This is a genomic window from Methylotenera sp. G11 (genome assembly GCF_000799735.1).
Lineage (GTDB): Bacteria > Pseudomonadota > Gammaproteobacteria > Burkholderiales > Methylophilaceae > Methylotenera.
Genome location: NZ_JUHH01000001.1, coordinates 1,512,404 through 1,536,265 on the forward strand (window position 1 = coordinate 1,512,404; position 23,862 = coordinate 1,536,265).

Sequence of the window (23,862 nt, forward strand, 5' to 3'; positions counted from 1 at the left end):
AAATACATCATGATTAGCGGCAGGTTTGCCAGTCAGCGCGGCTTATTCTTCGATCACGGCTGAAGTGTAAACGTCCTGCACATCGTCCAGGTCTTCCAGCGCGTCCAGGATCTTTTGCATTTTCACTGCATCATCACCGGTAAATTCCACTTCATTCATGGCTTTCATGGTCACTTCAGCCAGCACCGCTTTCAGGCCGGCCGCTTCCATGGCTTCTTTTACCGTCACAAAATCAGCGGGCGGTGTAATCACTTCGATACTGCCGTCATCATTGGTCACCACATCTTCCGCGCCCGCTTCCAATGCAACTTCCATGACTTTATCTTCCGAGGTACCCGGCTCATATACCAGGCTGCCACAGTGCTTGAACATAAACGCAACCGAACCGTCCGTGCCCAGATTGCCGCCAAACTTGGTCAAGGCATGGCGCACATCGGCAACTGCACGCTGTTTGTTATCGGTCAGGCAATCAATAATAATGGCAGCGCCATTGATGCCGTAACCCTCATAGCGGATCTCTTCGTAGTTGACACCCTCCAGCTCACCCGTGCCTTTTTTAATCGCACGTGTAATATTGTCAGAAGGCATGTTTTCTTCTTTGGCCAGCGCAACGGCGGCACGCAGGCGCGGGTTCATGTTGGTATCGCCGCCGCCTAAACGTGCCGAAACCGTAATTTCTTTAATGATTTTGGTGAAGATCTTGCCGCGCTTTGCGTCCTGACGACCTTTGCGGTGTTGAATATTTGCCCATTTACTATGACCAGCCATGTCCCGTACCTTTAAATACAATCAAATAAGCACGATTTTATCACAGGCGAACCACAGCCAAGTAAAGGCTGACTTACATTGATTTAACTTTTTAGCCCCGCGCTCAATCCTGCGCCATGGCAGGATCGATAGGCGTATGTTTGCGAATGCTGATCATTGAAATGATCAGCAAGGATGCGGCAATCAGCGTCATGCCGATCAATTCGGTTGTGCTTGGTACTTCATCAAGCTGCACCCAGGCCGCCAGCACGCCGATGACCGGCGCCAGCATGGATGACATGCTGGCAACGCCGGCACTCAGGCGCTGCAACGCATATAGCCATAACAGCCAGGCCAGCGCATTACAGAATACCGAATTAAATATGACGGCACCGATAAAATATGGCGTCCACTGTATTGGCTGCGAAGGTACCAGCAACGCCACGACGGCCAATGGAATCGACCCGAACAGCATCTGCCATGCCGTCAATGTCAACAGGTCAAGATCAGGGGAGCGCTGGTGCAGTTTTTTGGCAAGGATGACAGATAGCGCCCAGAACACTCCCGACAAGACTGCCAGGAACATACTGAACGTATCCGTACCGAGATGCAGCGGATCCAGGATAAACAGCATGCCCATAGTAGAAAGTATCGCCGCAGGCCATTGCAGGCCACGCAATTTCTCACCCAGCATCGGCCAGGCCAGCACCATCACCCAGAACGGCATGGTATAGGTCAGCACGGCAGTTTTGCCGGCACCGCCTTCGACCAGCGCCCAGATCAGCAAGCCGGTAAAACCGCTGGTCTGCATGATGCCAAGCAGGATCAGTGTCGGCATTTCTTTCACACGCAGCGGCTTACGCATATAAACCACGACAGCAAACAGACATAACGCACCGATCACCGTACGCAGTGCCGCAAATTCAAACGCGCCCGAATAAGCCAACGCGCTTTTCATCACCACCCAGTTATAACCCCAGATGACAGTCAGCACAGTCAGCGCAGCAAAGGCGCGAATCGTAATTTTTTTACTGTTTTGCATATTAGCCTGATATTCCACATCGCTTTACCTGCAGCAGTCATTGCCGGTGCAGGTAAAGCTCTGCTAGATTTATTCCGGATTAAGCTTTAGGTTAATTCCAGATATGGGTTACCGCTTTCCAGCCGCCGTCCGCCTGTTTACGATACACCAGATGCACATTGCCGCCAAACGTCTGTTTCTCGCCTTTTTCATTCAGCATCGCTCCAGCCCATTTGCCGCGCTGATAAGCCAGGTTACCGTCTTCCACCGCATCAGCCAGCGTCAGCTGGTGCTCAATGACACCTGCGGCTATCAAACCGGCAAAAAACGTTTGAATAGCTGCTGCGCCAAGCACCGGCTCACCTGCCGGTGCAGGCAGCACAACTGCATTTTCTGCATAGAGCTGGCCGATCGCCTCTGCATTCTTAGCGTTAAATGCCTGGTCAAACTGTGCATTAATGGCTGAAATTTGTGATTGAATATTTGACATCGTTAAACCCTTTTCTATATTAATTAAAAAAACACTTATTCAGTAAGTGCATGAATCCCTGAATTAATCAGTTCCAGCATTTGCTGCAACTGTGTACGTTTTTGATCATCCAGCCCCTGCATGCATTGTCGGAGCCTGCGGTAATAATCCGGCATCACGATATCCAGCTTGGCCTGTCCGGCATCAGTAAGCCTCACCAGCACACTGCGCCTGTCATCTTTGGCATAAACCCTTTCAACCAGGCCGCCCTGCTCCAGGCCATCGATCAGGCCTGTCATCGTGGCACGCGTAACCCCGGCCTTGTCTGCCAGCACCGAAGGCGTTGAAGTCTTGCTGTCTTCACGCATCAATAAAATCAGCACCCACCAGCGCCCTTGCAGCAACCCATGCTTGCTCAAGCAAGCATCAAGCGCTACGGATAAATCGGTAGCCACCCGCAGCAGATGCAAAAAACTGGATATCGCCGTAATATCGGCGTCCGGGTAGCGATCGGCAAATTTGCCAAGCACTTCAGCAGTAGGAAGATCTCTTAATTGCAACATGATTAGTTACATTATAATTAGCCGGCTAACTATGTCAAGCGCTCAATGACGATTTGCAATAGTTCAGTGTCGATAACAATGAAATCAACCCAGCAGCAAGCCATACGTGTCTCCTTGGCTTGCTGCTATATTCAATCGTGATTTTTATGAAATGACTGCCGGCAAGCGACAGAGCTTGATTTTGACACTTGCGTGATACACCGCAAGCCAGGAATCAAGGCCGCCCCGAACAGCCGCCCTATTCTGCCTTTGGCAAGTCTTTGGCATCTTTAATAGCGGTAATATCCTGATTCACTTCAATGGCGCCGATGATTTTGTTGTGCTCATTCAACAGAGGGATCGCCGACATGATGATCGTGCGCTCTGCGCCATCAAAAGCTTTGATATTCACAATTTCACCTTTGCTGACTTCGCCATGCTTCACCGCACGCGCCAGCGTCCAGCCTTCGCCGCCTACTTCTTTACCGGAGTCTTCCCACCAGCCTTTGTAATCACTGTATTGCTCAAGGTTGACCAGCTTGGCGCCGCCCCAGATACGCTCCGCCTCAGGATTTGCCAGCGTGATCCGGCCATTCTGATCCGCAATCCACAGGCCTACGGGGATGGTCTCGATGACTTTGCGCAGTATGTATTCACTTTTTTCCAGAGCCTTCTGCATTTGCTTGCGCTCTGTAATATCAATACTGACGCCCACTATTTTATTAGGCCGGTTCTGGGCATCGTAAAGAAGTTTTGCCCGCGAAACAAACCAGCGGTCATCCTCACCGCCCGGCTGGGGTAAATTGAAATCCCACTCTTTAGCCAACCCGTTATCACTGAATTTTTGAATCAGGTCAGCCAGCCCGAGCGTCTCGAAAGGCAATAAATAAGCGCGGATTCTTGCAATCGGCACACCAAAAACCTGCTCCAGATTAGGCGAACCCGCAAGTTCATTCGTCAGCACATTCCATTCCCAGGTAGCAATGCCTGCCATATCCTGGGCCAGGTTCATGCGCGCTTCGTTCTCCATGATCTTGCCAAGATACTCGCGCCGCTCATCGGCGATGCTCTCGCTGCTGGTAACGCTTTCCCGCAGCTCCTCGACCGCTTCATCGCCGTAACGCAGCCATATCCAGTTAACTTCAAGAAAACCAGCCAGTGCCCTCAGGTTTTCATAGTCAATCTCGCCACCGCGCGTCCAGCGGTGAATCGATGGCACCGATTTACCTATTGCGTTAGCCACCTGCGCCAATGTGAGCTGCTTTTGCTTCAGCAGGGTGGTCAGCCGGTCTGAAAAGTCGAGTTTACTATTATTTTTTGGCATGTCTGCAAAACCTGATAGTTATTTTCCCGATTGATTATAGATTCAAATCAGGACTTAAGTAGTTAAATTTACACAATATTTACAAATTCATTACTCATTAAGTAAAAAATATCTCAATATTTTTTACTTAATGAGTAATTTATTACTTTACAACTAAAAAATTAAGAGGTATAAATGACACATCTCACTCAAATGTGCTTGATTTTCAAATTCTTCTGCGCCTGATTGAGTTTATGTTTTAAGTAAAAGTGAAATTTTTAATACTTCAGAAAAGGAATTAATCATGAAAAAACTACCATTAACCGTGCTGTTAGCTTCTATCGGCGCATCCATCTACTCAGCAGCAACCCTTGCACACGGCACTGCAGTTCCTGAGGGCAGCAAAAACCTGACTTATTTCAAAAATGTTCAGAAAAACCCAATCGCTTCCATGAACGTTCCAGGTGTTAACGCCTACTTTGAAGATGTTGTGGGCAGCGGCAGCCAAACCTCACCACTGTCTTGCGGGCTGTTCAAGATAGAAAAAGGCAAACCTTTGGTTTACACCTACGATTACGATGATGCAAAGATCATCCTTGATGGTCACATCTATTTCTCTGACGGCACACAGAAAGTCAAAGGCCAGCCAGGCGACGTATTGTTTTTCCCTAAAGGTTCCACCATCACGTTCTCAACTGACAAGAGCGGCGTAGCCTGGGCTTGCGGACAACGCAAATTGTTCTAAGACAATTCACCCAGAAGGGGCAAACAGATGAACCAGATTGCATTCAAGAAATTGATTCCGTTATGTGTAACGCTTGCGCTGTCCAGCGTTGCAATTCAGGCGGCCGAAAGTATCGACCTCACGGACTTGACCAATAGTGACCCGTTCTTTTACACGAGTGACCAGAGGATTAAGCCTGATAACAACCAGAAAGAGCTTTTAGGGTTAGGAAGGCCCAATAAAACTCATTCCCAGATCCCCCATCTCCCGTTTTACATGGGCTATATGAACACTAATTCAACGTACCGGTTTGTGAATGTTGCAGAACAGGTATTTACGATGATAGGTGAAGGCAAGCATGGCTTATGGAGAATCCAGGAGAACGGGACAGTCAGGGAATATTTGAGGAAAGATGCCAAAGGCCTGGCAAAAAATGCCGACATCATGGCAAAAGAAAACTTAAATGTGATCGAGCAGAACTATAGCGCTTTCCTGCCCGACGAAAGCTGGTCCGGCTACAAATACCCGGATGAGCAGTATTCAAAGGATGGAAAGCTGAATTACATAGACCTGCCGATTACACATCCAAAATATAAAAACAAATATGCGGAACATGCAGCGATCGACCTACCCAACTGGTACTGCACGATGTCAGAAAATGACTATCCATACGCCCAAAAGGCAATGGGTTTCGCATTCAACCAAAAAGGTGCTAACCAGATCGGGCCACTAGGCAAACGTGCGGGTCTAGATGTCAATGAAAACTACACCAAAGTACTCAGGGTCAACCATTTCCCCGATGCCAAATCATGGGTAAATGTCGGCCAGGAAGGTAAAGACAATTTACACGTCAAATGGGAAGCGGTTGATACCGCCAAAACCAATGCTGAATATTACCTGGTAGAGCGCCCATTCTTTAACAAGCCGTATTTGTTCGTACTTGCCGTATTTGATAATAAAGATAACAGCGACCATCAATACATCAGACCTGATGGCGCTTACTATCAATCCATCAAAAACAAAGCCGCCAATATCAAAACCAGCGTCACAGCCCAACCCAGTTTCCATCTTGAAAAAGGCGGGACAGGCAAGGCAATCGGCCTGCCTATTTTCGGCGTACACCACCCGAACCGGGCCTCATATGGCGCTGGCGGAGCTTGTCCGTTAAAAGGCGGAGACTGGGGGCGCTACCCAAATACCAACAGCGGCTCAGGTTGGCCGACCAATTATGAAGAAGTCACGCCATTATGCGACTCGGTATTAGTTGATATTAAGTTCTATAGCAATCTTGACGGTAAAGACTGGAATGACTCGGCAAAATACCTTGCCAACGCAGGGGTAGGCACAAAATCGGTCAATTACAAATTGCAGCCCGGCCAATATGGTGTCTTCACTGATCCCTACAACACAAAGAACGGGAAGACAAACGCCGAGAGCAAGAGTGTTCCTGCTGAACTGGAAATCACATACCCATCAGTAGAGCCGCCAGTAAGCTATGTAATACCCACCACGAAAGTGGCTGGCAGGATGGTGCCATCAGAGGCAACCACCTGTCGCCCAGTCATACAAGCATCATTAACGAAGGAGTAAGAAAATGATTAATTTCAAGCATAAATTGATCACGTTATCGGTTCTCTGTTTCACCATGCTGGTCGCAAATATCAGCCATGCCGAGCAGAATACCAATAAAACAAGTGAAGAGGCCTATGCCGAAACTGGCCCGGCAAAAGCAGCCAAAGAGTCGGCCGGCTTCCTGGATAACCTGGACAGGGAAACGTTGTTTGGCGGTAAATTCAGCTCGTGGTTTGAGCTGGCGTCTGATTACGTTTTCCGCGGCGAATCGGAAACGAATGACGGCAAGATACCATCAATCAAAGTAGCGGTTACCTGGACGCATCCTAGCGGTGTCTATTTGGGTTACTACGGCGCCAACAATTTATTCCCTGGCAACGATTCCGAAGGCAACAACCCAAAAATCAATGCATTATGGGGGCCTTATGCAGGATATTCAGTCAAGGATATTGGCGGAACCGGTATTAATTACAACGGCATGTTCTTTCAGTACATCTACCCAGGTGACAGCAACTCGAATTACCTGGAAATGTTTAACTACCTGGATAAGCAATTCGGCTCAGTCAACATGAAACTGGAGTACTCCCCCACCCTGACGGACTGGTTTGGCGTCAAGAATCTGCAATCACATAACGTTGCCATTCATCCCAGCTGGTCAGCCCCCTATGGATTTACGGTTTCAGGAGGTGTCGGTTATCAGTTCTTTGACAGCAAGGGTACAAAATATGACCTGGACGGCAATGGCAAAGAACAGCTGAACTGGATGCACTGGAATGTGGGCGTAAGCCGCAATGTATTCGGTTACAAAGTTGACCTGCGCTACCACGATACCGACATCAAAAAAGGCGAACACGATTTCTACGGCTACAGCTCCAATCACCAGATTGTAGACAGTAGGTTTGTATTTGGCGTTTCAAAATCCTTTTGATAACGCAATATTAATCTTTATTACCGCTCTCCAAAGAAAACTAGTCTAAATACAGGCGTTTTCTTTCTTTACGCCCCTCTCCCAAAGAGGGGCTTTTTTATTGCAATACCATCAAGTATCTTTGCACGACAAGTGGCTCCGGCTCCATCACCGTTTAAAAATTCATATCAATCATTGGATAAATTATTTATTGGTGTATATTTAAACTTCACTCTGCATTCTGGTTATAGTCAGGAGATTGCTATGAAAACATTGCAACAGTTACTGGATAACAAAAAATACAAAGAAGTGATCTCAATTGCACCGCACCGCCCGGTGTTCGATGCGCTGGTCATTCTGGCAGAATACCAGATCGGCGCACTGGTAGTGCTTGAGGGCGAGAAACTGGCTGGTATCTTTTCGGAACGCGATTACGCACGCGAGGTCATCCTTAAAGGCCGCTCATCAAAAACAACGCATATTACCGATGTGATGACGCATGACGTAGTGTGCGCCAGCCCTGAAGATACCGTTGAACAGGCCATGACATTGATGACAACCAGGAACTTCCGTCACCTGCCGGTCATGAAAGACGGCAAAGTGATCGGAGTGCTGTCACTGAGCGACCTTGCAAAAGAAACCATTGATTACCAGCAGCGCCTGATCAAGGAACTGCAAACATATATCCAGCGTTGATTTCACAATCTGCAATACAAAAAAGGGAGCACAAGCTCCCTTTCTTTGTAAATCAGCTTAAGCCGGATTACAGATACTTAACCACCATCGCATTATTCAAATCACCGGCGGCAATCGGCAAACGTACAAAGTAACCACTGCCTGATGCTTCCTGGATCGGCTCACCCTTTTTGTTAAACATGGCTTCAACCAATACATCCTGGTTACCGCTTGGATGTATCACCTGCAGACGGTCACCTATGCCAAACTTGTTACGCGCCTCTATATCCGCCAGGCCTTTTTCAGCATCATAGGCAACCACATCACCCACATACAGGCTGCGGTTCGAGCTAGAGTACCCCTGCTTGTAATTCTGGTGCTCCGCCGTATGATGACGCTGATAAAAACCATCGGTATAGCCGCGGTTAGCCAGGTTCTCCAGGTCACCCAGCAGGCTCCAGTCAAACGGGCGGCCTGCAAGCGCATCATCAATCGCCTTGCGGTAATTCTGGCAGGTACGTGCCACGTAGTAACGTGATTTTGTGCGCCCTTCGATTTTCAGCGAATCCACGCCCATCTTGATCAGGCGCTCTACGTGCTCGATCGCACGCAGGTCTTTGCTGTTCATGATATAAGTGCCGTGCTCGTCTTCTTCAATCGGCAACAGCTCGCCGGGACGGCCTTTTTCTTCGATCAGGTAAACCTTGTCTGCCAACGGATGACGCGGCAGGCTGCCACAGCCGGACAGGCTGGATTTCTCCATTTCAGCCTTGAAATCAAATTCATCAAGGCGAATCACGCCGGCCGCATCTTCAGACGCGTCATGCACTTTGTAATCCCAGCGGCAGCTGTTGGTACAGGTGCCCTGGTTAGGGTCACGCTGGTTAAAATAGCCGGACAGCAGGCAGCGGCCTGAATAAGCGATACACAACGCGCCGTGCACGAAAACTTCCAGCTCCATCTCCGGGCAGCGCTGGCGGATGTCTTCAATTTCATCCAGCGATAATTCACGCGACAGGATCACGCGCGTCAAACCCAAACTCTGCCAGAATTTAACCGTGGCATAGTTGACAGTGTTCGCCTGTACAGAGAGATGCACCGGCATCTCCGGCCATTTCTCGCGCACCATCATGATCAGGCCAGGGTCAGACATGATCAGCGCATCCGGGCGCATGGCGATTACCGGCTCCATATCCGCCATGTAAGTTTTCACTTTAGCGTTATGCGGTGCGATATTGCTGGCAACGAAGAATTTTTTGCCACGCGCATGCGCCTCGTTAATGCCGATTTCCAGGTTGGCCATCGAAAAATCGTTATTGCGCGCGCGCAGGCTGTAACGCGGCTGACCGGCATAAATCGCATCCGCGCCGTAATCAAATGCCGTACGCATACGGTCCAGGTCGCCCGCCGGGGCTAATAATTCAGGTATTTTCATTGTTTACTCAAAGTCTAAAAATATTATTAGCCGCAGATGAACGTTGATAAACGCAGATACGTTGTCAAGTTACCAGCAACCTATACCATTTACCTATATGGTGAAAATATCAGGTTTTATCTGTGTGTATCTGTGTTCATCTGCGGCTAATGATTATTCACCAATAATTTTCACCAGGACGCGCTTCTTGCGGCGGCCATCGAACTCACCGTAAAAAATCTGTTCCCACGGGCCAAAATCAAGCTGGCCATCGGTAATCGCCACCACGACCTCACGCCCCATCACCTGGCGTTTCATGTGTGCATCGGCGTTGTCTTCGCCGGTATCGTTATGGCGATAGCTGCTTACCGGCTCGTGCGGGGCAAGGCGTTCCAGCCATTGTGTATAATCGTGGTGCAAACCGCGTTCGTCATCGTTGATGAACACGCTGGCGGTGATATGCATGGCATTGACCAGCACAAAACCTTCACGCACGCCACTTTCGCGCAGGCATTCACGCACCTGCTCGGTGATGCGTATGAACGCTACGCGTGTAGGCGGGTTGAACCACAGTTCTTTACGATAACTTTTCATAAAATACTCCTTAATTTGAATGTGGTAATTTTAACACCTGATCGCCCAGTCACAAAAAAGGCCTCACAAGGAGGCCTTTTTTCATGACTTGAACAGCTTTAACCTTTTACATCCAGGTGCTGGGTAAAGGTTTTGCCCTCATTATCGGTCGCGGTCACTTCCAGCGCACCCGGCGCATCAGGCGTAAAGTTGAATTTAAAGTATGGGTCTTCACTGGTACCCACGCCTACATCTACAGTCATCAGCGGTTTGCCGTTATAAGTGAATGCCGCTTTATTAATGTAAAAAGCCGGCACATAACCCTGCGATACCAAATCACGCTGCAAGCCGGTACGCATGACATGCCTGATATTGAAAGTTGCAGCCACAGGGCTGCCGAACTTCACCGGCGCATCAACATGCAGCTTGATCTTGCCTGCCGCAGCACGCACTGCCGCTTCATCGTTCTCTACCGTGCCTCCACAGCCGCCGGCAGCGCGAATTTCACGTTTAGCCATATAGAGTTTGCCATCGGCTGCTTCTCCCACCAGGCGTACGAATGAATCTGTCTCCATGCGGATACGCGTCGCCAGTTGAAAATTACCCAGCATATCGGTTAGATTGTAAATCGCCGCGAGCTGGATCGGGTTTGCATCCACCAGCACATAAATCTTCTTGATATCAACACCGTTAGCGGCTGCCTTGTCATAACTGAAAGTAACCGGCACCTGCGCCCCGCTTTCAGCACGGCGCGGCGCTTCTATCTTGATAAACTCAACTTCCTGAATGTCGCGCTTGGCAAAAAAGGCTTCTTTCACCACCGGCCATAATTTAGGATCAGCCTCGGCAAAAGCCTGGCCTGCAAATGCCAACAAAACACCGGTCATCAACAAGCATTTTAACAACCGGGACTGTGTCTGTTTACTCATAAATCCGCTCCAAAACTTTATTGACAAGACTTTATTGATATAAATGACTTAAATTATCGATAAGACAGAAAAACTAGTGACCAGGTTCGATTACCTGGGGCCGCACTTTGAAATACTTTACGCTTTTTCATTTTCCAGATGAAAAAATAATTCAATACCGTTGCCGACAGGATCTTTAAAATTGATCTGCTTGACATTCAGCACGGGCAGATCCCGTATTGTATATTCGACATTGTGTTTTTGAAGGTGCGCTTCTGTTGCCGCGATATCGGTACAGGTAAAAGAGATATGATCCAGCGTGGTCAGCACATCAACCAGCGGCTCGCCTTCACCGCGATACTCAGCCAGGTGCACCACGGCATTGGCTGCGTTCTCATCAATGTATAACCAGAAACCCCTGCTGGTAAAGCCCTCGCGCGGCCCGACTTTCAAGCCCACGACATCGCAGTAAAAGTCCTTGAGTTTGAGCATCGTCTCATAAGGCGTGCGCAAATTAACGTGATTAAGTTCGGTGATCGGCATTTTATTTAGGCAAGGCCTCAGTCATCATATTCAAAAACAGGCTCACATCTTTTCCTACTACAGCTTCATAATCTGCGCCGGCTGTCATCTCAATATCATCAGACGCCATTGTAGAATGTGCCGCACCCACTGCCCCAGAGGTCGCAGCAATCACATCCCCGGTTGCCAGTCCTGCCAGCGCCTTGAACAAGCCGCCCGATGCCCGTTTGGTTGTCTGCCCGGTAGAAGCGGCAACAGGCGTTCCCTTTTCGGCCACGCGATTCGGCAATATCACCGTTTTTGCCAGAGAATAGGTTGCCATTTTATTACCTGGCGCAAACACCTGCATCCCGGTGCCCCTGATACTTATCCCGTTCTGGGGTTTATCCTCATAGCCGGAACTCCAATAAAAACGCACTCCGTCAAATCGTGCAAAATTGACTTTCAGGCGCAGCTGAATGATATTGGCCTGCAAGGCATCAGCAGACTTGAAGCCAGGACCGAATTCAGGCATGAATTTGGAATACACATCAGGTGAAGTATCTTTGGCCGTAGCAATCACACTCGCGTTGTCTTCCTGCCCTTTTTCATCCTTATCTTCACCGATCTTGGAAAGATCGCCAAAAAGAATCTCACCCGCAACACCTCTTTCACGATGCACCGGAGGCTGGTTCACTTTGGCGAATTTTTCCTTATACCCCGTCTCCAGCAATACTGTTGGCGGCAGCACCTCATAGCCCAGCTTTTTCAGTTGTTCAACAAAGGCCGCATAGGATTTATCTGCGATTGCCTGGAACTGCTCATCTTTCACCCCTTTAAGGTAATAGATTTTTTCTGTGCTCGAGGCTAAACCCGCACCTGAACCGGCATTCTTGGTAACCGCTTTTTGTTCGGTTGCGAACTCCATCTGAAAACCTGCAATGACCACTTTTTTACTGGCAGTCTCAACGGGCGCCGGATCCTTGGCAAGCAAGCCTTCGGGCTTGAAGGCTTCTTTAAAGTTGGCCGCTTTGTCAGAACTATCGGTGACCTCTACCGGCTTGGCCGGCCCCTTGATCATATCGAACAAATTGGCATGCGCGACTGAAGCATGAGCAACGAACACCATTGCCAACAAAGTCATCACGGAAGAATTGCATTTGCGAACCAAGATAAACCTCCTAAAAAAGCACCTTAATCACTACTCATAATAATGCAATTCACGATGCGCTGACCAGGCTCAAACTCGCAGTCGGTACGATTAGTACGGCAAGAGCCTGCAACAATGCCAGCACAAAGCGAGTGCATTTTATGCAGCCGGATTTTGTGAGCGCACGCGTATATGCAACTCACGCAGCTGTTTCTCATCCACTTCATTCGGCGCATTGGTCATCAAGCACTGCGCGCGCTGTGTTTTAGGGAATGCGATCACATCACGGATAGACTCGGCACCCGCCATTAAAGTCACCAGACGATCCAGGCCGAAAGCCAGGCCGCCGTGCGGAGGTGCGCCGTATTGCAGTGCGTCGAGTAGGAAGCCGAATTTCTCCTGCGCTTCTTCCTTGCTGATCTTCAATGCATCAAACACTTTGGACTGCACGTCCTGTTTGTGGATACGCACTGAACCGCCGCCGACTTCCCAGCCGTTCAGCACCATGTCGTAAGCTTTTGACAGTGCGGCGCCCGGATTGCTGGTCAGGAAATCTTCATGGCCATCTTTAGGTGCCGTGAACGGATGGTGCAAGGCCACCCAGCGGCCTGCATCTTCGTCATGTTCAAACATCGGGAAATCAACCACCCACAATGGCGCCCATGCCCGGCCATCCACATGGCCTTTGTCATGACCGACTTTGAGGCGCAGCGCACCCAGAGCTTCATTCACCACTTTAGCTTTGTCTGCGCCAAAGAACACGATGTCACCATTCTGTGCGCCTGTGCGCTCGATAATGGCGCGCAAAGCATTCTCATGGATGTTTTTTACAATCGGGCTTTGCAGGCCTTCTTCATTCAGTTTGGTGATGTCATTGATCTTGATGTAAGCCAAGCCTTTGGCGCCGTAGATTTTCACGAACTCGGTATAAGCATCGATTTCTGAACGGCTGATTGCAGCGCCGTTCGGCACGCGCAACGCAGCAACACGGCCACCCGCCATATTGGCAGCACCTGCGAACACTTTGAAATCCACATCTTTCATCACATCTGAAAGTTCAGTGATTTCAAGCGTCACGCGCATGTCCGGCTTGTCTGAACCGTATCTGTTCATGGCTTCTGCAAACGGCATGCGCGGGAATTTAGCCGGCAAGTCTACATCCTGCACTTTTTTCAGCATCTGGCGGATCATTTCTTCCACCAGGTCCATGATATCGTTTTCTTCCATGAACGAAGTTTCAATGTCCACCTGCGTGAATTCAGGCTGACGGTCTGCACGCAAATCTTCATCACGGAAACACTTGGTGATCTGGAAGTAACGGTCAAAGCCTGACACCATCAGCAGCTGCTTGAACAACTGCGGTGATTGCGGCAACGCAAAGAACATGCCGTGATGCACGCGGCTAGGCACCAGGTAGTCACGCGCACCTTCAGGGGTTGAGCGTGTCAGCATCGGCGTTTCAACTTCAATGAAACCGTTGGTATCCAGATAGTCACGCAATGTTTTCGCAACGCGATAACGCAGCATCAGGTTCTTCTGCATGGTTGGACGGCGCAGGTCGATATAGCGGTGCTCCAGGCGCACGGTTTCCGTAAGGTTCTCATCGTCCAGCATGAATGGCGGCGTGAGCGAGGCATTCAGCACTTCGATCTCGGTGGCCAGCATTTCCACTTCACCGGTAGGCAAGTTAGGATTTACGGTACCCTCAGGGCGCGCACGTACTTTACATACCACTTTCAATACAAACTCACTGCGCACGGTTTCTGCAATCGCAAAAGCGTCTTTGGTATCCGGGTCGATCACGATCTGCGCCAGGCCTTCACGGTCACGCAAGTCGATAAAAATCACACCACCGTGGTCACGGCGACGATGCGCCCAGCCACATAGCGTTACGGTTTGACCAATGTGTTCGCGGTTTAAATGGCCGCAGTAATGTGTACGCATCATAATTGTGTTTACTATTTATTTATTGAGTTAAAAGTTTAGGTAATTTGTTTGCCGGTGCAACGACACCCATGGAGATGATGTATTTAAGCGCTTCATCTACGCTCATTTCCAGTTCTATCACATCGGCTTTAGGCATCATCAGAAAGTAACCACCGGTTGGGTTAGGGGTAGTCGGCACAAACACGCTGACGTAATCGCCATGCAGATGATTAGCCACATCGCCGCCGGGCGTGCCGGTCAGGAAAGCAATCGTCCATGCGCCTTCACGCGGGAACTGCACCAGCACGGCTTTACGGAATGCATTGCCGGAATCGGAGAACAGCGTATCCGAAACCTGCTTGACGCTGGAGTAGATCGACTTCACGACGGGCAGGCGCTGGAGCAGCTTTTCCCAAAGTGAAATGATCTGCATACCGAAAAAATTGGTTGCGATGATGCCGGTCGTCAGCACGATAGCAAAAGTCAGGATCACGCCGAAGCCGGGAATATCGCGGCCGAACAGGGTATGCGGATGCCATTGCTCAGGCAGCAGCAACAGGCTTTGGTCCATCATGCCGATCAATGATTTGAGCACCCAGATGGTAATCACCAGGGGAACCAGAACCAGCAAGCCTGTTATCAGATATTTTTTCATAAAAAATGCGTTCGCTAGTGGCAGGCGCAACCGGTACCGCAGGCAGCAGGTGCTGCGCTAGATTCCGGAGCCGGCTCAGGCTTTTTTGCGCTGTTACCGCCTTTAAAATCGGTTGCATACCAGCCACTGCCGGTGAGTTGGAAACTAGGTGCGGAAACCTGCTTGGCAAAACTCTCTTTACCGCATTGCGGACAAGCTTCTACCTGCGCCGCGCTGATCTTGCGCATCACCTCGGCTTTATGACCGCAGCTGCTGCATTGATAATCGTAAATAGGCATTTAAATCCTCCTTACACAAATATGTTGAACAACATGAAATTATACCCGAATACCGTAAAAGCATTCAGCAGGCTTAGTTATCGTCATCCTGCTGGTTCTGAAAACGCCTTTTCCTGACGCTCTCCGCCAGCATATCCAAAAGCTCTACCGTATCATCCCAGCCCAGGCAGCCGTCGGTGATCGATTTACCGTATTCCAGTGCGCAGCCCGGTTCATGATCCTGCCGGCCTTCATTCAGGTGCGACTCGATCATCAGCCCGATGATGCGATCATCCCCCGCATTCAGCTGCTCTGCCACATTTGCCGCGACGTTCTTCTGCAGCTTGTACTGGCGCTGACTATTCGCATGTGAGCAGTCCACCATCACTTTGGCATTCAGGCCTGACTGCGCCAGCTCCTTGGCTACCGCTTCAATATTCTCTGCATCGTAGTTAGGTGTCTTGCCGCCGCGCAGGATCACATGGCAATCTTCATTGCCGGTCGTTGAAATAATCGCCGAACGGCCATCCTTGGTCACGGATAAAAAGTGGTGCGGGCTGGCAGCGGCCTTGATTGCATCAACCGCAATGCGGATATTGCCATCCGTACCGTTTTTGAAACCCACTGGGCACGACAAACCCGAAGCCAGCTCACGATGGATCTGCGATTCAGTGGTGCGCGCACCAATCGCACCCCAGCTCACCAGGTCAGCCGTATATTGTGGCGTAATGGTGTCCAGAAACTCGGTTGCAGCAGGCAGACCCAGCTCATTCACCTCAAGCAGGAAACGCCGCGCCAGATCGAGCCCCTCGTTAATATCGAAACTGCCATTCAGGTGCGGATCGTTGATGAGGCCTTTCCAGCCCACTGTCGTGCGTGGTTTTTCGAAATAAACGCGCATCACGATCAGCAACTCGTTGCTATGCTTGCGCGATTGCGTCAGCAGGCGTTTTGCATATTCGATACCTGCATCATAATCATGGATAGAACAAGGCCCGATCACTACCAGCAGGCGATCATTCGCACTGTGCAGAATGCGGTGTATCTCGCTGCGTGCTTTGACAATGCGATCCACGGTAGCCTTGCTCGGCTCAAGCTTCTCCAGCAGCACAGAAGGCGGAGTCAACTCCTTGATTTCGATAATACGCACATCGTCAGTAATAATTTTTTGGCTAGGGCTCATTTAGGTAACTCGTTGAATGCGCAAAATAAAAGAAACGCAAAAAACAAAGCCCGTATAGAGCGGGCTTTGTTTTAATAATTGTCTAATTATACTGCGATAGCAATCAAAACGGTATATCGTCCTCAAAATCATCAAAACCTGAGCCGGCCGCAGCCGGTTTTGGCGCAGACTGCGCCGGCGCAGTCCTGGCCTGACCCTGGCTTGGCGGTGCCTGGTTGTAATCGTCCATACCGCCCTGATCCATACCGCCATCGTAGCTGGCATTTGAACCGCCGCCATCACGGCCGCCCAGCATCTGCATCTGGTCAGCAATGATTTCCGTTGTGTAACGGTCCTGACCTTCCTTGGTTTGCCATTTACGTGTCTGCAGGCGGCCTTCCACATATACCGGGCGGCCTTTTTTAAGGTACTCGCCGGCAATCTCAGCCAGTTTGCGATACATCACGATATTATGCCACTCGGTACGCTCCTGTTTGGCGCCGGATTTATCTTTCCAGCTATCAGTTGTCGCAATACTGAAATTACATACAGCTTCACCATTCGGCATATAGCGCACTTCCGGATCCCGCCCCAGATTGCCTACCAATATTACTTTATTCACTGATGCCATATTTATCCCTTCAACAATTGATACACTTGGGCGTCATCCCAATCATGCGATTTATCTAATTTCAATATTACCGTGCGCTCCTGTGGCAGCACCGCAGCTTCAACCACACCCGCACACGCCAGCAGCCTGCCCCTGATCGCATTCGCTTCGGCAGCCGTCATGCCGTCAGCAGAGGCGTCCATCGTATACATCCTGGTTCTTACCGCCAATGGCGCCTGCATGGATGATGCAAATAATAGCCATAAAACCATCATTACACCACAAAATATAAATACGCTGGAAAAGCCATACGTATGCGACAGGTAGCCGCCAAGCGCACCACCGACAAAAATACCCAGGGACTGCGACGTATTATAAACCCCCATCGCGGTGCCTTTTGCCGCTGCCGGTGCAATTTTGCTGATCAATGACGGCAATGACGCTTCCAGCAGGTTAAATGCGATGAAATAGATGGTGAGTGAAGCAACGATACCCCAGAAATAAGATATTGAAACCGCGAACATGATCTGGGCAAGCAGCATGACCGCTACCGCCGTCACAAAAACCTGCTTCATTCTGGCTTGTTTTTCACCATAAATAATCGCAGGCACCATGAGCACGAATGCAGCCACGACAACCGGCAGGTAAATTTTCCAGTGCTGGCTTACGTCCATTGCGCTGGATTGGTTGATTGCAAAAGGCACAACGACAAACATGGCCATCTGCGCTGCATGCAAGGCAAATATGCCGTAATTCAAACGTAACAGCTGGGTATTTTTCAGTACGTCTTTCAGTTTCGCCGGAGCCGCGCTTGCGTCCGAGTGGTAATGGCTATCGACAGGGTCAGGCACCACATATTTCACCACCGCAATCGCAGCCAGCGTCAGTATGCCGGTCAGGAAAAAGATTCCCGGCACCCCGATCCAGTCATTCAGAATCGGACCTGCCACCAGTGAAAGCGCAAATGCGATACCTATGGTGCCGCCTATGGTTGCCATAGCCTTGGTGCGATGCTCATCACGCGTCAGGTCAGCCACCAGGGCGGTGACTACAGCCGAAACAGCACCGGCTCCCTGAATGGCACGCCCGATAATCACGCCTTCGATATTCATCGCCAGTGCTGCCACCATGCTGCCAAGGGCAAAGATACCCAGGCCGATATAAATCATCGGCTTGCGGCCATATTTGTCAGATGCCATGCCGAACGGCAATTGCAGCAATGCCTGCGTCAAGCCGTAAGCGCCCAGCGCCAAGCCCACCATCAGGCCGCTGGGCTTGTCCGGCAACGTTGACGCATAAATCGCGAAAATCGGCAGGATCAGAAACATGCCCAGCATGCGCAGGCCATAAATCGACGCCAGACTTAACGTGGCGCGCAGCTCTGCCGGAGTCATTTTTTCTGTAGTAATGATGTCTTCGACAACGCTGATTGTCGCAGATGTTGTATTGTGCAACGATGACATGAAAAATAATTAATCTTAATGCGTAAAAGTAGGTATATTAGCAGGTTGCCCCAATTTTTAGTAAATGCATGATGGATTTAAACCGATGGATCTGATTCGTATTCGCGGTGCGCGCACCCACAATTTAAAGAACATATCGCTGGATATTCCACGCAACCAGCTGGTAGTCATTACCGGCTTGTCTGGTTCCGGCAAGTCCTCACTGGCTTTTGATACACTGTACGCTGAGGGGCAGCGCCGTTATGTTGAATCACTCTCGGCATACGCCCGCCAGTTTCTGGCGCGTATGGATAAACCTGATGTCGATTTAATCGAAGGTTTATCTCCCGCCATCTCCATTGAGCAGAAATCCACCTCCCACAATCCGCGCTCCACCGTAGGCACGGTCACCGAGATCCATGATTACTTAAGGCTGCTATACGCGCGCGCCGGCGATCCGGAATGCCCGGAGCATGGCATCAAGCTGGAAGCGCAAACGGTAAGCCAGATGGTAGACAGCGTATTGGCGCTGCCTGAAGACACCAGGCTCATGATACTGGCGCCGGTTGTATCCAACCGCAAGGGCGAGCAGATTGATTTATTTGAAGAACTGAAAGCACAAGGTTTCGTGCGTCTGCGCGTAGACGGCAAGATTTATGAAGTCGATGCGTTGCCGCAACTGGCAAAAACCACCAAACATAACGTAGATGTCGTGGTTGACCGTATCAAAGTCAAAGCGGATATGAAGCAGCGTATCGCGGAATCATTTGAAACCGCCCTGCGTTTGGCCGAAGGCAAAGCGATTGCCTTGGAAATGGATACTGAAAAAGAGCATTTATTCTCAGCCAAATTCTCATGCCCGGTTTGTGACTACTCACTTGCCGAATTAGAGCCGCGCCTGTTCTCGTTTAACAACCCGATGGGTGCCTGCCCGAAATGCGACGGCCTCGGAAACATCAACTTTTTTGACCCGAAACGCGTAGTTGCATTTCCGCATCTGTCACTGGCCGCAGGCGCGATCAAAGGCTGGGACAGACGCAACCAGTTTTATTTCCAGATGCTGTCCAGCCTGGCAGCACACTACGACTTTGACCTGGACACGACCTTTGAAAAACTGCCGGAAAACATCCAGCATATCCTGCTGCACGGCAGCGGCAAAGAAGAAGTGGCTTTCAAATACCTCAATGAACGCGGCTTGTTCTACCAGAAAACGCACAGCTTCGAAGGCATTTTAAACAACCTGCAAAGACGCTATCACGAAACAGACTCGCAGACCGTGCGCGAAGAACTTGCAAAATACCTGAATTCACAAAGCTGCCCGGATTGCGTCGGCACACGCTTACGCAAAGAAGCTCGCCACGTAAAAGTGGGCAACAAGAACATTCACCAGGTATGTGAAGTGCCGCTGAAGCAAGCGCTCACCTTCTTTGAGAATATAGAACTGACAGGCGCAAAACTTGCCATCGCCGATAAAATCGTTAAAGAGATCAGCAACCGCCTCAAGTTCCTGACCAACGTAGGCCTGGAATATCTGTCACTATCGCGCTCCGCTGAAACCCTGTCCGGCGGCGAGGCGCAGCGTATTCGTCTCGCTTCGCAGATCGGCAGCGGTCTGACGGGCGTCATGTACGTGCTGGATGAGCCATCCATCGGCTTGCACCAGCGCGATAATGACCGACTGCTAGACACGCTCAAGCGCCTGCGCGACATCGGCAACAGTGTCATTGTGGTGGAGCATGACCAGGATGCGATCATGGAAGCGGATTATGTCGTGGATATCGGCCCGGGCGCCGGCGAACATGGCGGCCGTATCGTGGCGGAAGGCACGCCACAGCAGATCAAAGACAACCCGAACTCGGTCACTGGTGAATACCTGAGCGGAAAACGCCAGATTACTTACAACAAAAAACGCACCTCCCCTGACCCTGCACGCTGGATGAAACTCACCCACGCAACAGGCAACAACCTGAAAGACGTCACCCTGAAGCTGCCGGTTGGCCTGCTCAGCTGCATTACCGGCGTCTCCGGCAGCGGCAAGTCCACACTGATCAATGACACGCTATATAGGATCGTTGCCCACCACTTGTACGGCAGCAGTACCGAACCTGCACCTTATGGTGAAATGAACGGCCTGGAGTTTTTTGACAAGGTCGTCGACGTAGACCAGAGCCCGATCGGGCGTACGCCACGTTCCAACCCGGCAACCTACACCGGCCTGTTTACGCCGATACGCGATCTATTCGCCAGCGTGCCGGAAAGCCGCGCACGCGGTTACGGCCCGGGGCGCTACTCATTTAACGTAAAGGGCGGGCGCTGTGAGGCGTGCCAGGGTGACGGTGTGATTCGCGTTGAAATGCACTTCCTGCCTGATGTATACGTACCTTGCGATGTGTGTAAAGGCCAGCGCTACAACCGTGAAACTTTGGAAATTCAGTTCAAAGGCAAAAACATCCACGAAATTTTAGGCATGACGGTTGAACAGGCGCACGCGTTTTTCAGCGCACAGCCGGTGATTGCACGCAAACTGCAGACTTTACTGGATGTTGGCTTAGGCTACATTACCCTGGGCCAGAGCGCCACAACACTTTCAGGCGGCGAGGCACAGCGCGTGAAACTGGCGCTGGAACTGAGCAAACGAGACACCGGGCGCACCTTGTATATTCTGGATGAACCGACCACCGGCCTTCACTTTGCTGACATACAGCTGTTACTGGACGTGATTCACAGACTGCGCGATGCTGGCAACACCATCGTGATTATTGAACATAATCTGGATGTGATTAAAACCGCAGACTGGATTGTAGACATGGGTCCCGAAGGCGGTGATGGCGGCGGCACCATCATCGCCGAAGGCACGCCGGAACAGGTCGCGCAAAATGAAGTGAGTTACACGGCGAAATATTTGCGGGCTATGCTGTAGAAAACCTGCTCTTGATTTGACACCGACTATGATTTGCCAATATGAAAATTGATAAAAAATATAGCCCTGTCTTATTTGCATTCTTCATGTCACTGCTGATGGCGCTGATCATGTCCGGGGTTCTCACCGCTTTGTTTTCAGGGTTTAACCAGCAGTTTTTTGCACAATGGATGCGCGCATTTATCCATGCCTGGCCAATCGCATTTCCAGCCATATTCATCGTAGCGCCGGTGGTCAGAAAAATTGTGGGCGCAATCACCAAAGAAGAATAGATACGCTCACTTCGGCACCGCCACCATGTGCATTCTTGCCTGTATGGTCGCTGTACGACGGCTCAGGTAACGCGTATATTGGTGCGTATCATAAAACCGCGGATTGGGAATCATTGCCGCAAGCCTTGCCGCCTGCCCGGCGCCGAGTTTGGATGCGCTGGTTTTATAATAATGCCGCGCCGCAGCTTCTGCACCGAACACACCATTACCCCACTCGATCACATTCAGGTAAATTTCCAGAATACGGCGTTTGCTGAGCATTTTTTCCAGCATCAGCGTAATGACGGCTTCCTGCGCCTTGCGCCAGGGTGTGCGCTTTGTTGATAAAAACAGGTTCTTTGCCAGCTGCTGGCTGATCGTGGACCCGCCGGCAACAATCTTGCCTTTCTTCAGGTTTTTCTCGTAGGCTTTTTGAATGCCTTCCCAATCAAACCCTTCATGTTCAAGAAACTTGGCATCCTCAGAAGCGATCACTGCCCGCTTCAGGTGAATAGAGATCTTTTCGTAATCAACCCACTTATATTTCAACTCGGCATCCGGGCGTTTCACCTGGATAATCTCCAGGCGATCCTCCATGAATGCACTTGAATGCGGGTTGAATTTAATCCACCAGCAGATATGCAGGAATATCCAGATTTGATACAGCACGATAAATGCCAACAGCAATGCCAGGCCGCGCTTGATATAGCCGCTTTTAGTCAAAGGCCTGGCACCGGGCCGCTGATTCAACAGCCAGTCGTTCAAAAAACTCCTGAGCATTTACAGGGCCCTTACCATTGCAATGACCGGCTGCGTTTCCGGCCGTATGCCACGCCAGTACGCAAAGGCCTCAGCCGCCTGCTCTACAAGCATACCCAAGCCATCCACAACCTGTGCACCATGATTGCGCGCCTGTTTCATAAAAGGCGTTTCCCTGCCGTACATCATGTCATAAGCCAGGCAGCCCTCGGCAAAAACCGTATCCGGAACGGGTAATGCCGTATCCGTCAATCCGGTAGAGGTCGCATTGATCACAATATCAAACTGCTGGTTTTTTAAACCCTCAAAAGTAGTTGCCTTGGCCTGGCGAGATTCATGGTGCGACTTGCTCACGACATTTTCCGCTTTCTGCAATGTGCGATTCGCCACTACCAGCAACCCCGGGCACTCGGCAAGCAGCGGCTGGAACACGCCTTCAGCAGCGCCACCTGCACCCAGCAGCAATACACGCTTACCGCTGATTGCAGTGTCAAGATTGCGGGTAATATCGCGGATCAAACCATCTCCATCCGTGTTATTGCCGTATATGCCATTTGCGGTAAATGAGATCGTATTGACTGCGCCGGCTGACTTTGCCTGCTCAGTGTGAAAGTCACACAGCGCAAATGCCTCGAACTTGAACGGCACCGTAACATTCACCCCTTTATAGCCTTTTGCGATCAGGTCTCGAATCGTGTCTGCAAAACCATCCAGGGGGGCTAACACACGCTCATAAGTCATATCCTGCCGGGTTTGCCTTGCAAAGGCCTCGTGTATCATCGGTGATTTGCTGTGTGCGACAGGGTTGCCAATCACGGCGTATTGATCAACCATCATTAATTAGTCCACGGCAAACCGGCTCGTTTCCAGCCATTAATCAGCGTGCGCTGCTTGTCCGCATTAGCTTCGCCCTCAAACCCTTCAAGGGTGTTATAGGCCTGTGAAAACCCCAGAGATGCCGCTACCGCTGCGGCGTTATGTGAGCGCCCGCCTGTACGGCATAGAAAGATCAGCACAGAATCCTGATCGCACTGATGGCGATCAAGCTCAGCGGCTAATTGCTTTGCAAAATCCGCATTCGCCACCATGCCGGGATAAAATGCCCACTCCACATTGATGGCGCCGGGTACACGCCCGACCAGTTCAAGTTCAGCTTTGGTACGCACATCCACCAGTAATGCCTTAGGGTCAGCCTGCAGAACCTCAAAAGCCTCTTTCGGGGTAAGAGCGCCCGCGTAAGGTAAATTCTTCTCTGCAGCACGATTTTGTGCCAAAGCCAAAACTTCTGACGGATTACTCATCACATTGTCCTTCTTAAAAGTTATAATTCTGTCTTTACGAATTTTAAAAGTATAGCCTTAAAACCCGCAAAAT

General features: G+C 50.3%; 25 protein-coding genes. 6 read left to right on the plus strand and 19 right to left on the minus strand.

Annotated elements, in window-relative coordinates; genetic code table 11:
* Nucleotides 1–42: 42 nt before the first annotated feature.
* The 5 genes from GQ51_RS06950 to GQ51_RS12040 form a co-directional block, all read right to left on the minus strand.
* The gene (locus tag GQ51_RS06950; RefSeq protein WP_047551495.1) at nucleotides 43–768 is read right to left on the minus strand and encodes a YebC/PmpR family DNA-binding transcriptional regulator; all 726 of its coding nucleotides are present in this window, start codon (nucleotides 766–768) and stop codon (nucleotides 43–45) included.
* A gap of 103 nt (nucleotides 769–871) precedes the next feature.
* Entirely contained in the window at nucleotides 872–1,789 is a 918-nt protein-coding gene (locus GQ51_RS06955; protein WP_047551498.1) for a DMT family transporter, read from the minus strand.
* Nucleotides 1,790–1,880: 91 nt separating this feature from the next.
* Nucleotides 1,881–2,258, minus strand: coding sequence for a YybH family protein (locus tag GQ51_RS06960; RefSeq protein ID WP_047551501.1), 378 nt, complete (start codon nucleotides 2,256–2,258; stop codon nucleotides 1,881–1,883).
* Between the two features lie 35 nt (nucleotides 2,259–2,293).
* Entirely contained in the window at nucleotides 2,294–2,800 is a 507-nt protein-coding gene (locus GQ51_RS06965) for a MarR family winged helix-turn-helix transcriptional regulator (protein ID WP_047551504.1), read from the minus strand.
* Nucleotides 2,801–3,038: 238 nt separating this feature from the next.
* Nucleotides 3,039–4,103, minus strand: coding sequence for a helix-turn-helix domain-containing protein (locus GQ51_RS12040; RefSeq protein ID WP_052177744.1), 1,065 nt, complete (start codon nucleotides 4,101–4,103; stop codon nucleotides 3,039–3,041).
* Nucleotides 4,104–4,386: 283 nt separating this feature from the next.
* On the opposite strand from GQ51_RS12040, the gene GQ51_RS06975 reads away from it, so the two are divergent.
* The 4 genes from GQ51_RS06975 (at nucleotide 4,387) to GQ51_RS06990 (ending at nucleotide 7,981) form a co-directional block, all read left to right on the plus strand.
* The gene (locus tag GQ51_RS06975) at nucleotides 4,387–4,827 is read left to right on the plus strand and encodes a cupin domain-containing protein (protein ID WP_047551507.1); all 441 of its coding nucleotides are present in this window, start codon (nucleotides 4,387–4,389) and stop codon (nucleotides 4,825–4,827) included.
* Nucleotides 4,828–4,854: 27 nt separating this feature from the next.
* Nucleotides 4,855–6,396, plus strand: coding sequence for a hypothetical protein (locus GQ51_RS06980; protein ID WP_047551510.1), 1,542 nt, complete (start codon nucleotides 4,855–4,857; stop codon nucleotides 6,394–6,396).
* Nucleotides 6,397–6,400: 4 nt separating this feature from the next.
* Entirely contained in the window at nucleotides 6,401–7,306 is a 906-nt protein-coding gene (locus GQ51_RS06985) for a TorF family putative porin (protein WP_047551512.1), read from the plus strand.
* Between the two features lie 243 nt (nucleotides 7,307–7,549).
* Nucleotides 7,550–7,981 carry a CBS domain-containing protein gene (locus GQ51_RS06990; protein WP_047551515.1) on the plus strand — a complete coding sequence of 144 codons (432 nt, stop codon included), beginning with the start codon at nucleotides 7,550–7,552 and terminating at the stop codon, nucleotides 7,979–7,981.
* 67 nt (nucleotides 7,982–8,048) lie between these two features.
* On the opposite strand, the gene trhP is transcribed toward GQ51_RS06990, so the two are convergent.
* From trhP to GQ51_RS07045, 11 genes are all read right to left on the minus strand, one after another.
* Entirely contained in the window at nucleotides 8,049–9,395 is a 1,347-nt protein-coding gene (trhP, locus tag GQ51_RS06995) for a prephenate-dependent tRNA uridine(34) hydroxylase TrhP (protein ID WP_047551517.1), read from the minus strand.
* 153 nt (nucleotides 9,396–9,548) lie between these two features.
* Nucleotides 9,549–9,968, minus strand: coding sequence for a secondary thiamine-phosphate synthase enzyme YjbQ (locus GQ51_RS07000; RefSeq protein ID WP_047551520.1), 420 nt, complete (start codon nucleotides 9,966–9,968; stop codon nucleotides 9,549–9,551).
* A 98-nt stretch (nucleotides 9,969–10,066) separates the two neighbouring features.
* Nucleotides 10,067–10,876 carry a quinoprotein dehydrogenase-associated SoxYZ-like carrier gene (locus tag GQ51_RS07005; RefSeq protein ID WP_047551523.1) on the minus strand — a complete coding sequence of 270 codons (810 nt, stop codon included), beginning with the start codon at nucleotides 10,874–10,876 and terminating at the stop codon, nucleotides 10,067–10,069.
* A gap of 117 nt (nucleotides 10,877–10,993) precedes the next feature.
* The gene (locus tag GQ51_RS07010) at nucleotides 10,994–11,398 is read right to left on the minus strand and encodes a VOC family protein (protein WP_047551525.1); all 405 of its coding nucleotides are present in this window, start codon (nucleotides 11,396–11,398) and stop codon (nucleotides 10,994–10,996) included.
* A gap of 1 nt (nucleotide 11,399) precedes the next feature.
* Entirely contained in the window at nucleotides 11,400–12,527 is a 1,128-nt protein-coding gene (locus GQ51_RS07015) for a hypothetical protein (RefSeq protein ID WP_235276184.1), read from the minus strand.
* A gap of 138 nt (nucleotides 12,528–12,665) precedes the next feature.
* On the minus strand, nucleotides 12,666–14,453 hold the full coding sequence (aspS, locus tag GQ51_RS07020; protein ID WP_047551531.1) for an aspartate--tRNA ligase: 1,788 nt from the start codon (nucleotides 14,451–14,453) through the stop codon (nucleotides 12,666–12,668).
* A gap of 19 nt (nucleotides 14,454–14,472) precedes the next feature.
* A complete protein-coding gene (locus GQ51_RS07025; protein ID WP_047551534.1) occupies nucleotides 14,473–15,087 on the minus strand; it encodes a DUF502 domain-containing protein in 615 nt (204 codons plus the stop codon).
* A gap of 14 nt (nucleotides 15,088–15,101) precedes the next feature.
* Nucleotides 15,102–15,365, minus strand: a complete 264-nt coding sequence (locus GQ51_RS07030) for an FmdB family zinc ribbon protein (protein ID WP_047551537.1) — start codon at nucleotides 15,363–15,365, stop codon at nucleotides 15,102–15,104.
* Nucleotides 15,366–15,438: 73 nt separating this feature from the next.
* Nucleotides 15,439–16,527, minus strand: coding sequence for a 3-deoxy-7-phosphoheptulonate synthase (locus tag GQ51_RS07035; RefSeq protein WP_047551540.1), 1,089 nt, complete (start codon nucleotides 16,525–16,527; stop codon nucleotides 15,439–15,441).
* A gap of 103 nt (nucleotides 16,528–16,630) precedes the next feature.
* Nucleotides 16,631–17,137 carry a single-stranded DNA-binding protein gene (locus tag GQ51_RS07040; RefSeq protein ID WP_047551543.1) on the minus strand — a complete coding sequence of 169 codons (507 nt, stop codon included), beginning with the start codon at nucleotides 17,135–17,137 and terminating at the stop codon, nucleotides 16,631–16,633.
* A 2-nt stretch (nucleotides 17,138–17,139) separates the two neighbouring features.
* Entirely contained in the window at nucleotides 17,140–18,510 is a 1,371-nt protein-coding gene (locus tag GQ51_RS07045; RefSeq protein WP_047554007.1) for an MFS transporter, read from the minus strand.
* A 154-nt stretch (nucleotides 18,511–18,664) separates the two neighbouring features.
* Between GQ51_RS07045 and uvrA the strand changes: the two genes are divergently transcribed.
* Both uvrA and GQ51_RS07055 read left to right on the plus strand, forming a co-directional pair.
* Nucleotides 18,665–21,478: an excinuclease ABC subunit UvrA gene (uvrA, locus tag GQ51_RS07050; protein WP_047554008.1), complete on the plus strand. Its 2,814-nt coding sequence runs from the start codon at nucleotides 18,665–18,667 to the stop codon at nucleotides 21,476–21,478.
* 41 nt (nucleotides 21,479–21,519) lie between these two features.
* Nucleotides 21,520–21,750, plus strand: coding sequence for a DUF2798 domain-containing protein (locus GQ51_RS07055; RefSeq protein ID WP_047551546.1), 231 nt, complete (start codon nucleotides 21,520–21,522; stop codon nucleotides 21,748–21,750).
* 6 nt (nucleotides 21,751–21,756) lie between these two features.
* Here GQ51_RS07055 and mtgA read toward each other — a convergent pair whose 3' ends face one another.
* The 3 genes from mtgA to GQ51_RS07070 are packed head-to-tail and all read right to left on the minus strand — an operon-like array spanning nucleotide 21,757 to nucleotide 23,789.
* Nucleotides 21,757–22,494 carry a monofunctional biosynthetic peptidoglycan transglycosylase gene (mtgA, locus tag GQ51_RS07060; RefSeq protein ID WP_442922097.1) on the minus strand — a complete coding sequence of 246 codons (738 nt, stop codon included), beginning with the start codon at nucleotides 22,492–22,494 and terminating at the stop codon, nucleotides 21,757–21,759.
* 15 nt (nucleotides 22,495–22,509) lie between these two features.
* Entirely contained in the window at nucleotides 22,510–23,322 is an 813-nt protein-coding gene (gene aroE, locus GQ51_RS07065) for a shikimate dehydrogenase (protein WP_047554010.1), read from the minus strand.
* Between the two features lie 2 nt (nucleotides 23,323–23,324).
* Nucleotides 23,325–23,789 (minus strand): rhodanese-like domain-containing protein, encoded by a 465-nt coding sequence (locus GQ51_RS07070; protein ID WP_047551549.1) that lies wholly within the window; start codon nucleotides 23,787–23,789, stop codon nucleotides 23,325–23,327.
* Between the last annotated feature and the right edge of the window lie 73 nt (nucleotides 23,790–23,862).

Bases quoted from the DNA above. Each gene is read 5' to 3' on its own strand.
- GQ51_RS06960 (WP_047551501.1), bottom strand. From the start codon at position 2,258: ATGTCAAATATTCAATCACAAATTTCAGCCATTAATGCACAGTTTGAC.
- GQ51_RS06950 (WP_047551495.1), bottom strand. From the start codon at position 768: ATGGCTGGTCATAGTAAATGGGCAAATATTCAACACCGCAAAGGTCGT.
- GQ51_RS07000 (WP_047551520.1), bottom strand. From the start codon at position 9,968: ATGAAAAGTTATCGTAAAGAACTGTGGTTCAACCCGCCTACACGCGTA.
- GQ51_RS07010 (WP_047551525.1), bottom strand. From the start codon at position 11,398: ATGCCGATCACCGAACTTAATCACGTTAATTTGCGCACGCCTTATGAG.
- uvrA (WP_047554008.1), top strand. From the start codon at position 18,665: ATGGATCTGATTCGTATTCGCGGTGCGCGCACCCACAATTTAAAGAAC.
- GQ51_RS06990 (WP_047551515.1), top strand. From the start codon at position 7,550: ATGAAAACATTGCAACAGTTACTGGATAACAAAAAATACAAAGAAGTG.
- GQ51_RS07055 (WP_047551546.1), top strand. From the start codon at position 21,520: ATGAAAATTGATAAAAAATATAGCCCTGTCTTATTTGCATTCTTCATG.
- GQ51_RS07005 (WP_047551523.1), bottom strand. From the start codon at position 10,876: ATGAGTAAACAGACACAGTCCCGGTTGTTAAAATGCTTGTTGATGACC.
- GQ51_RS07035 (WP_047551540.1), bottom strand. From the start codon at position 16,527: ATGAGCCCTAGCCAAAAAATTATTACTGACGATGTGCGTATTATCGAA.
- GQ51_RS07045 (WP_047554007.1), bottom strand. From the start codon at position 18,510: ATGACTCCGGCAGAGCTGCGCGCCACGTTAAGTCTGGCGTCGATTTAT.
- aspS (WP_047551531.1), bottom strand. From the start codon at position 14,453: ATGATGCGTACACATTACTGCGGCCATTTAAACCGCGAACACATTGGT.
- GQ51_RS07025 (WP_047551534.1), bottom strand. From the start codon at position 15,087: ATGAAAAAATATCTGATAACAGGCTTGCTGGTTCTGGTTCCCCTGGTG.
- GQ51_RS07040 (WP_047551543.1), bottom strand. From the start codon at position 17,137: ATGGCATCAGTGAATAAAGTAATATTGGTAGGCAATCTGGGGCGGGAT.
- trhP (WP_047551517.1), bottom strand. From the start codon at position 9,395: ATGAAAATACCTGAATTATTAGCCCCGGCGGGCGACCTGGACCGTATG.
- GQ51_RS06980 (WP_047551510.1), top strand. From the start codon at position 4,855: ATGAACCAGATTGCATTCAAGAAATTGATTCCGTTATGTGTAACGCTT.
- GQ51_RS12040 (WP_052177744.1), bottom strand. From the start codon at position 4,103: ATGCCAAAAAATAATAGTAAACTCGACTTTTCAGACCGGCTGACCACC.
- GQ51_RS06965 (WP_047551504.1), bottom strand. From the start codon at position 2,800: ATGTTGCAATTAAGAGATCTTCCTACTGCTGAAGTGCTTGGCAAATTT.
- GQ51_RS06955 (WP_047551498.1), bottom strand. From the start codon at position 1,789: ATGCAAAACAGTAAAAAAATTACGATTCGCGCCTTTGCTGCGCTGACT.
- GQ51_RS06975 (WP_047551507.1), top strand. From the start codon at position 4,387: ATGAAAAAACTACCATTAACCGTGCTGTTAGCTTCTATCGGCGCATCC.
- GQ51_RS07070 (WP_047551549.1), bottom strand. From the start codon at position 23,789: ATGAGTAATCCGTCAGAAGTTTTGGCTTTGGCACAAAATCGTGCTGCA.
- GQ51_RS06985 (WP_047551512.1), top strand. From the start codon at position 6,401: ATGATTAATTTCAAGCATAAATTGATCACGTTATCGGTTCTCTGTTTC.
- GQ51_RS07030 (WP_047551537.1), bottom strand. From the start codon at position 15,365: ATGCCTATTTACGATTATCAATGCAGCAGCTGCGGTCATAAAGCCGAG.
- aroE (WP_047554010.1), bottom strand. From the start codon at position 23,322: ATGGTTGATCAATACGCCGTGATTGGCAACCCTGTCGCACACAGCAAA.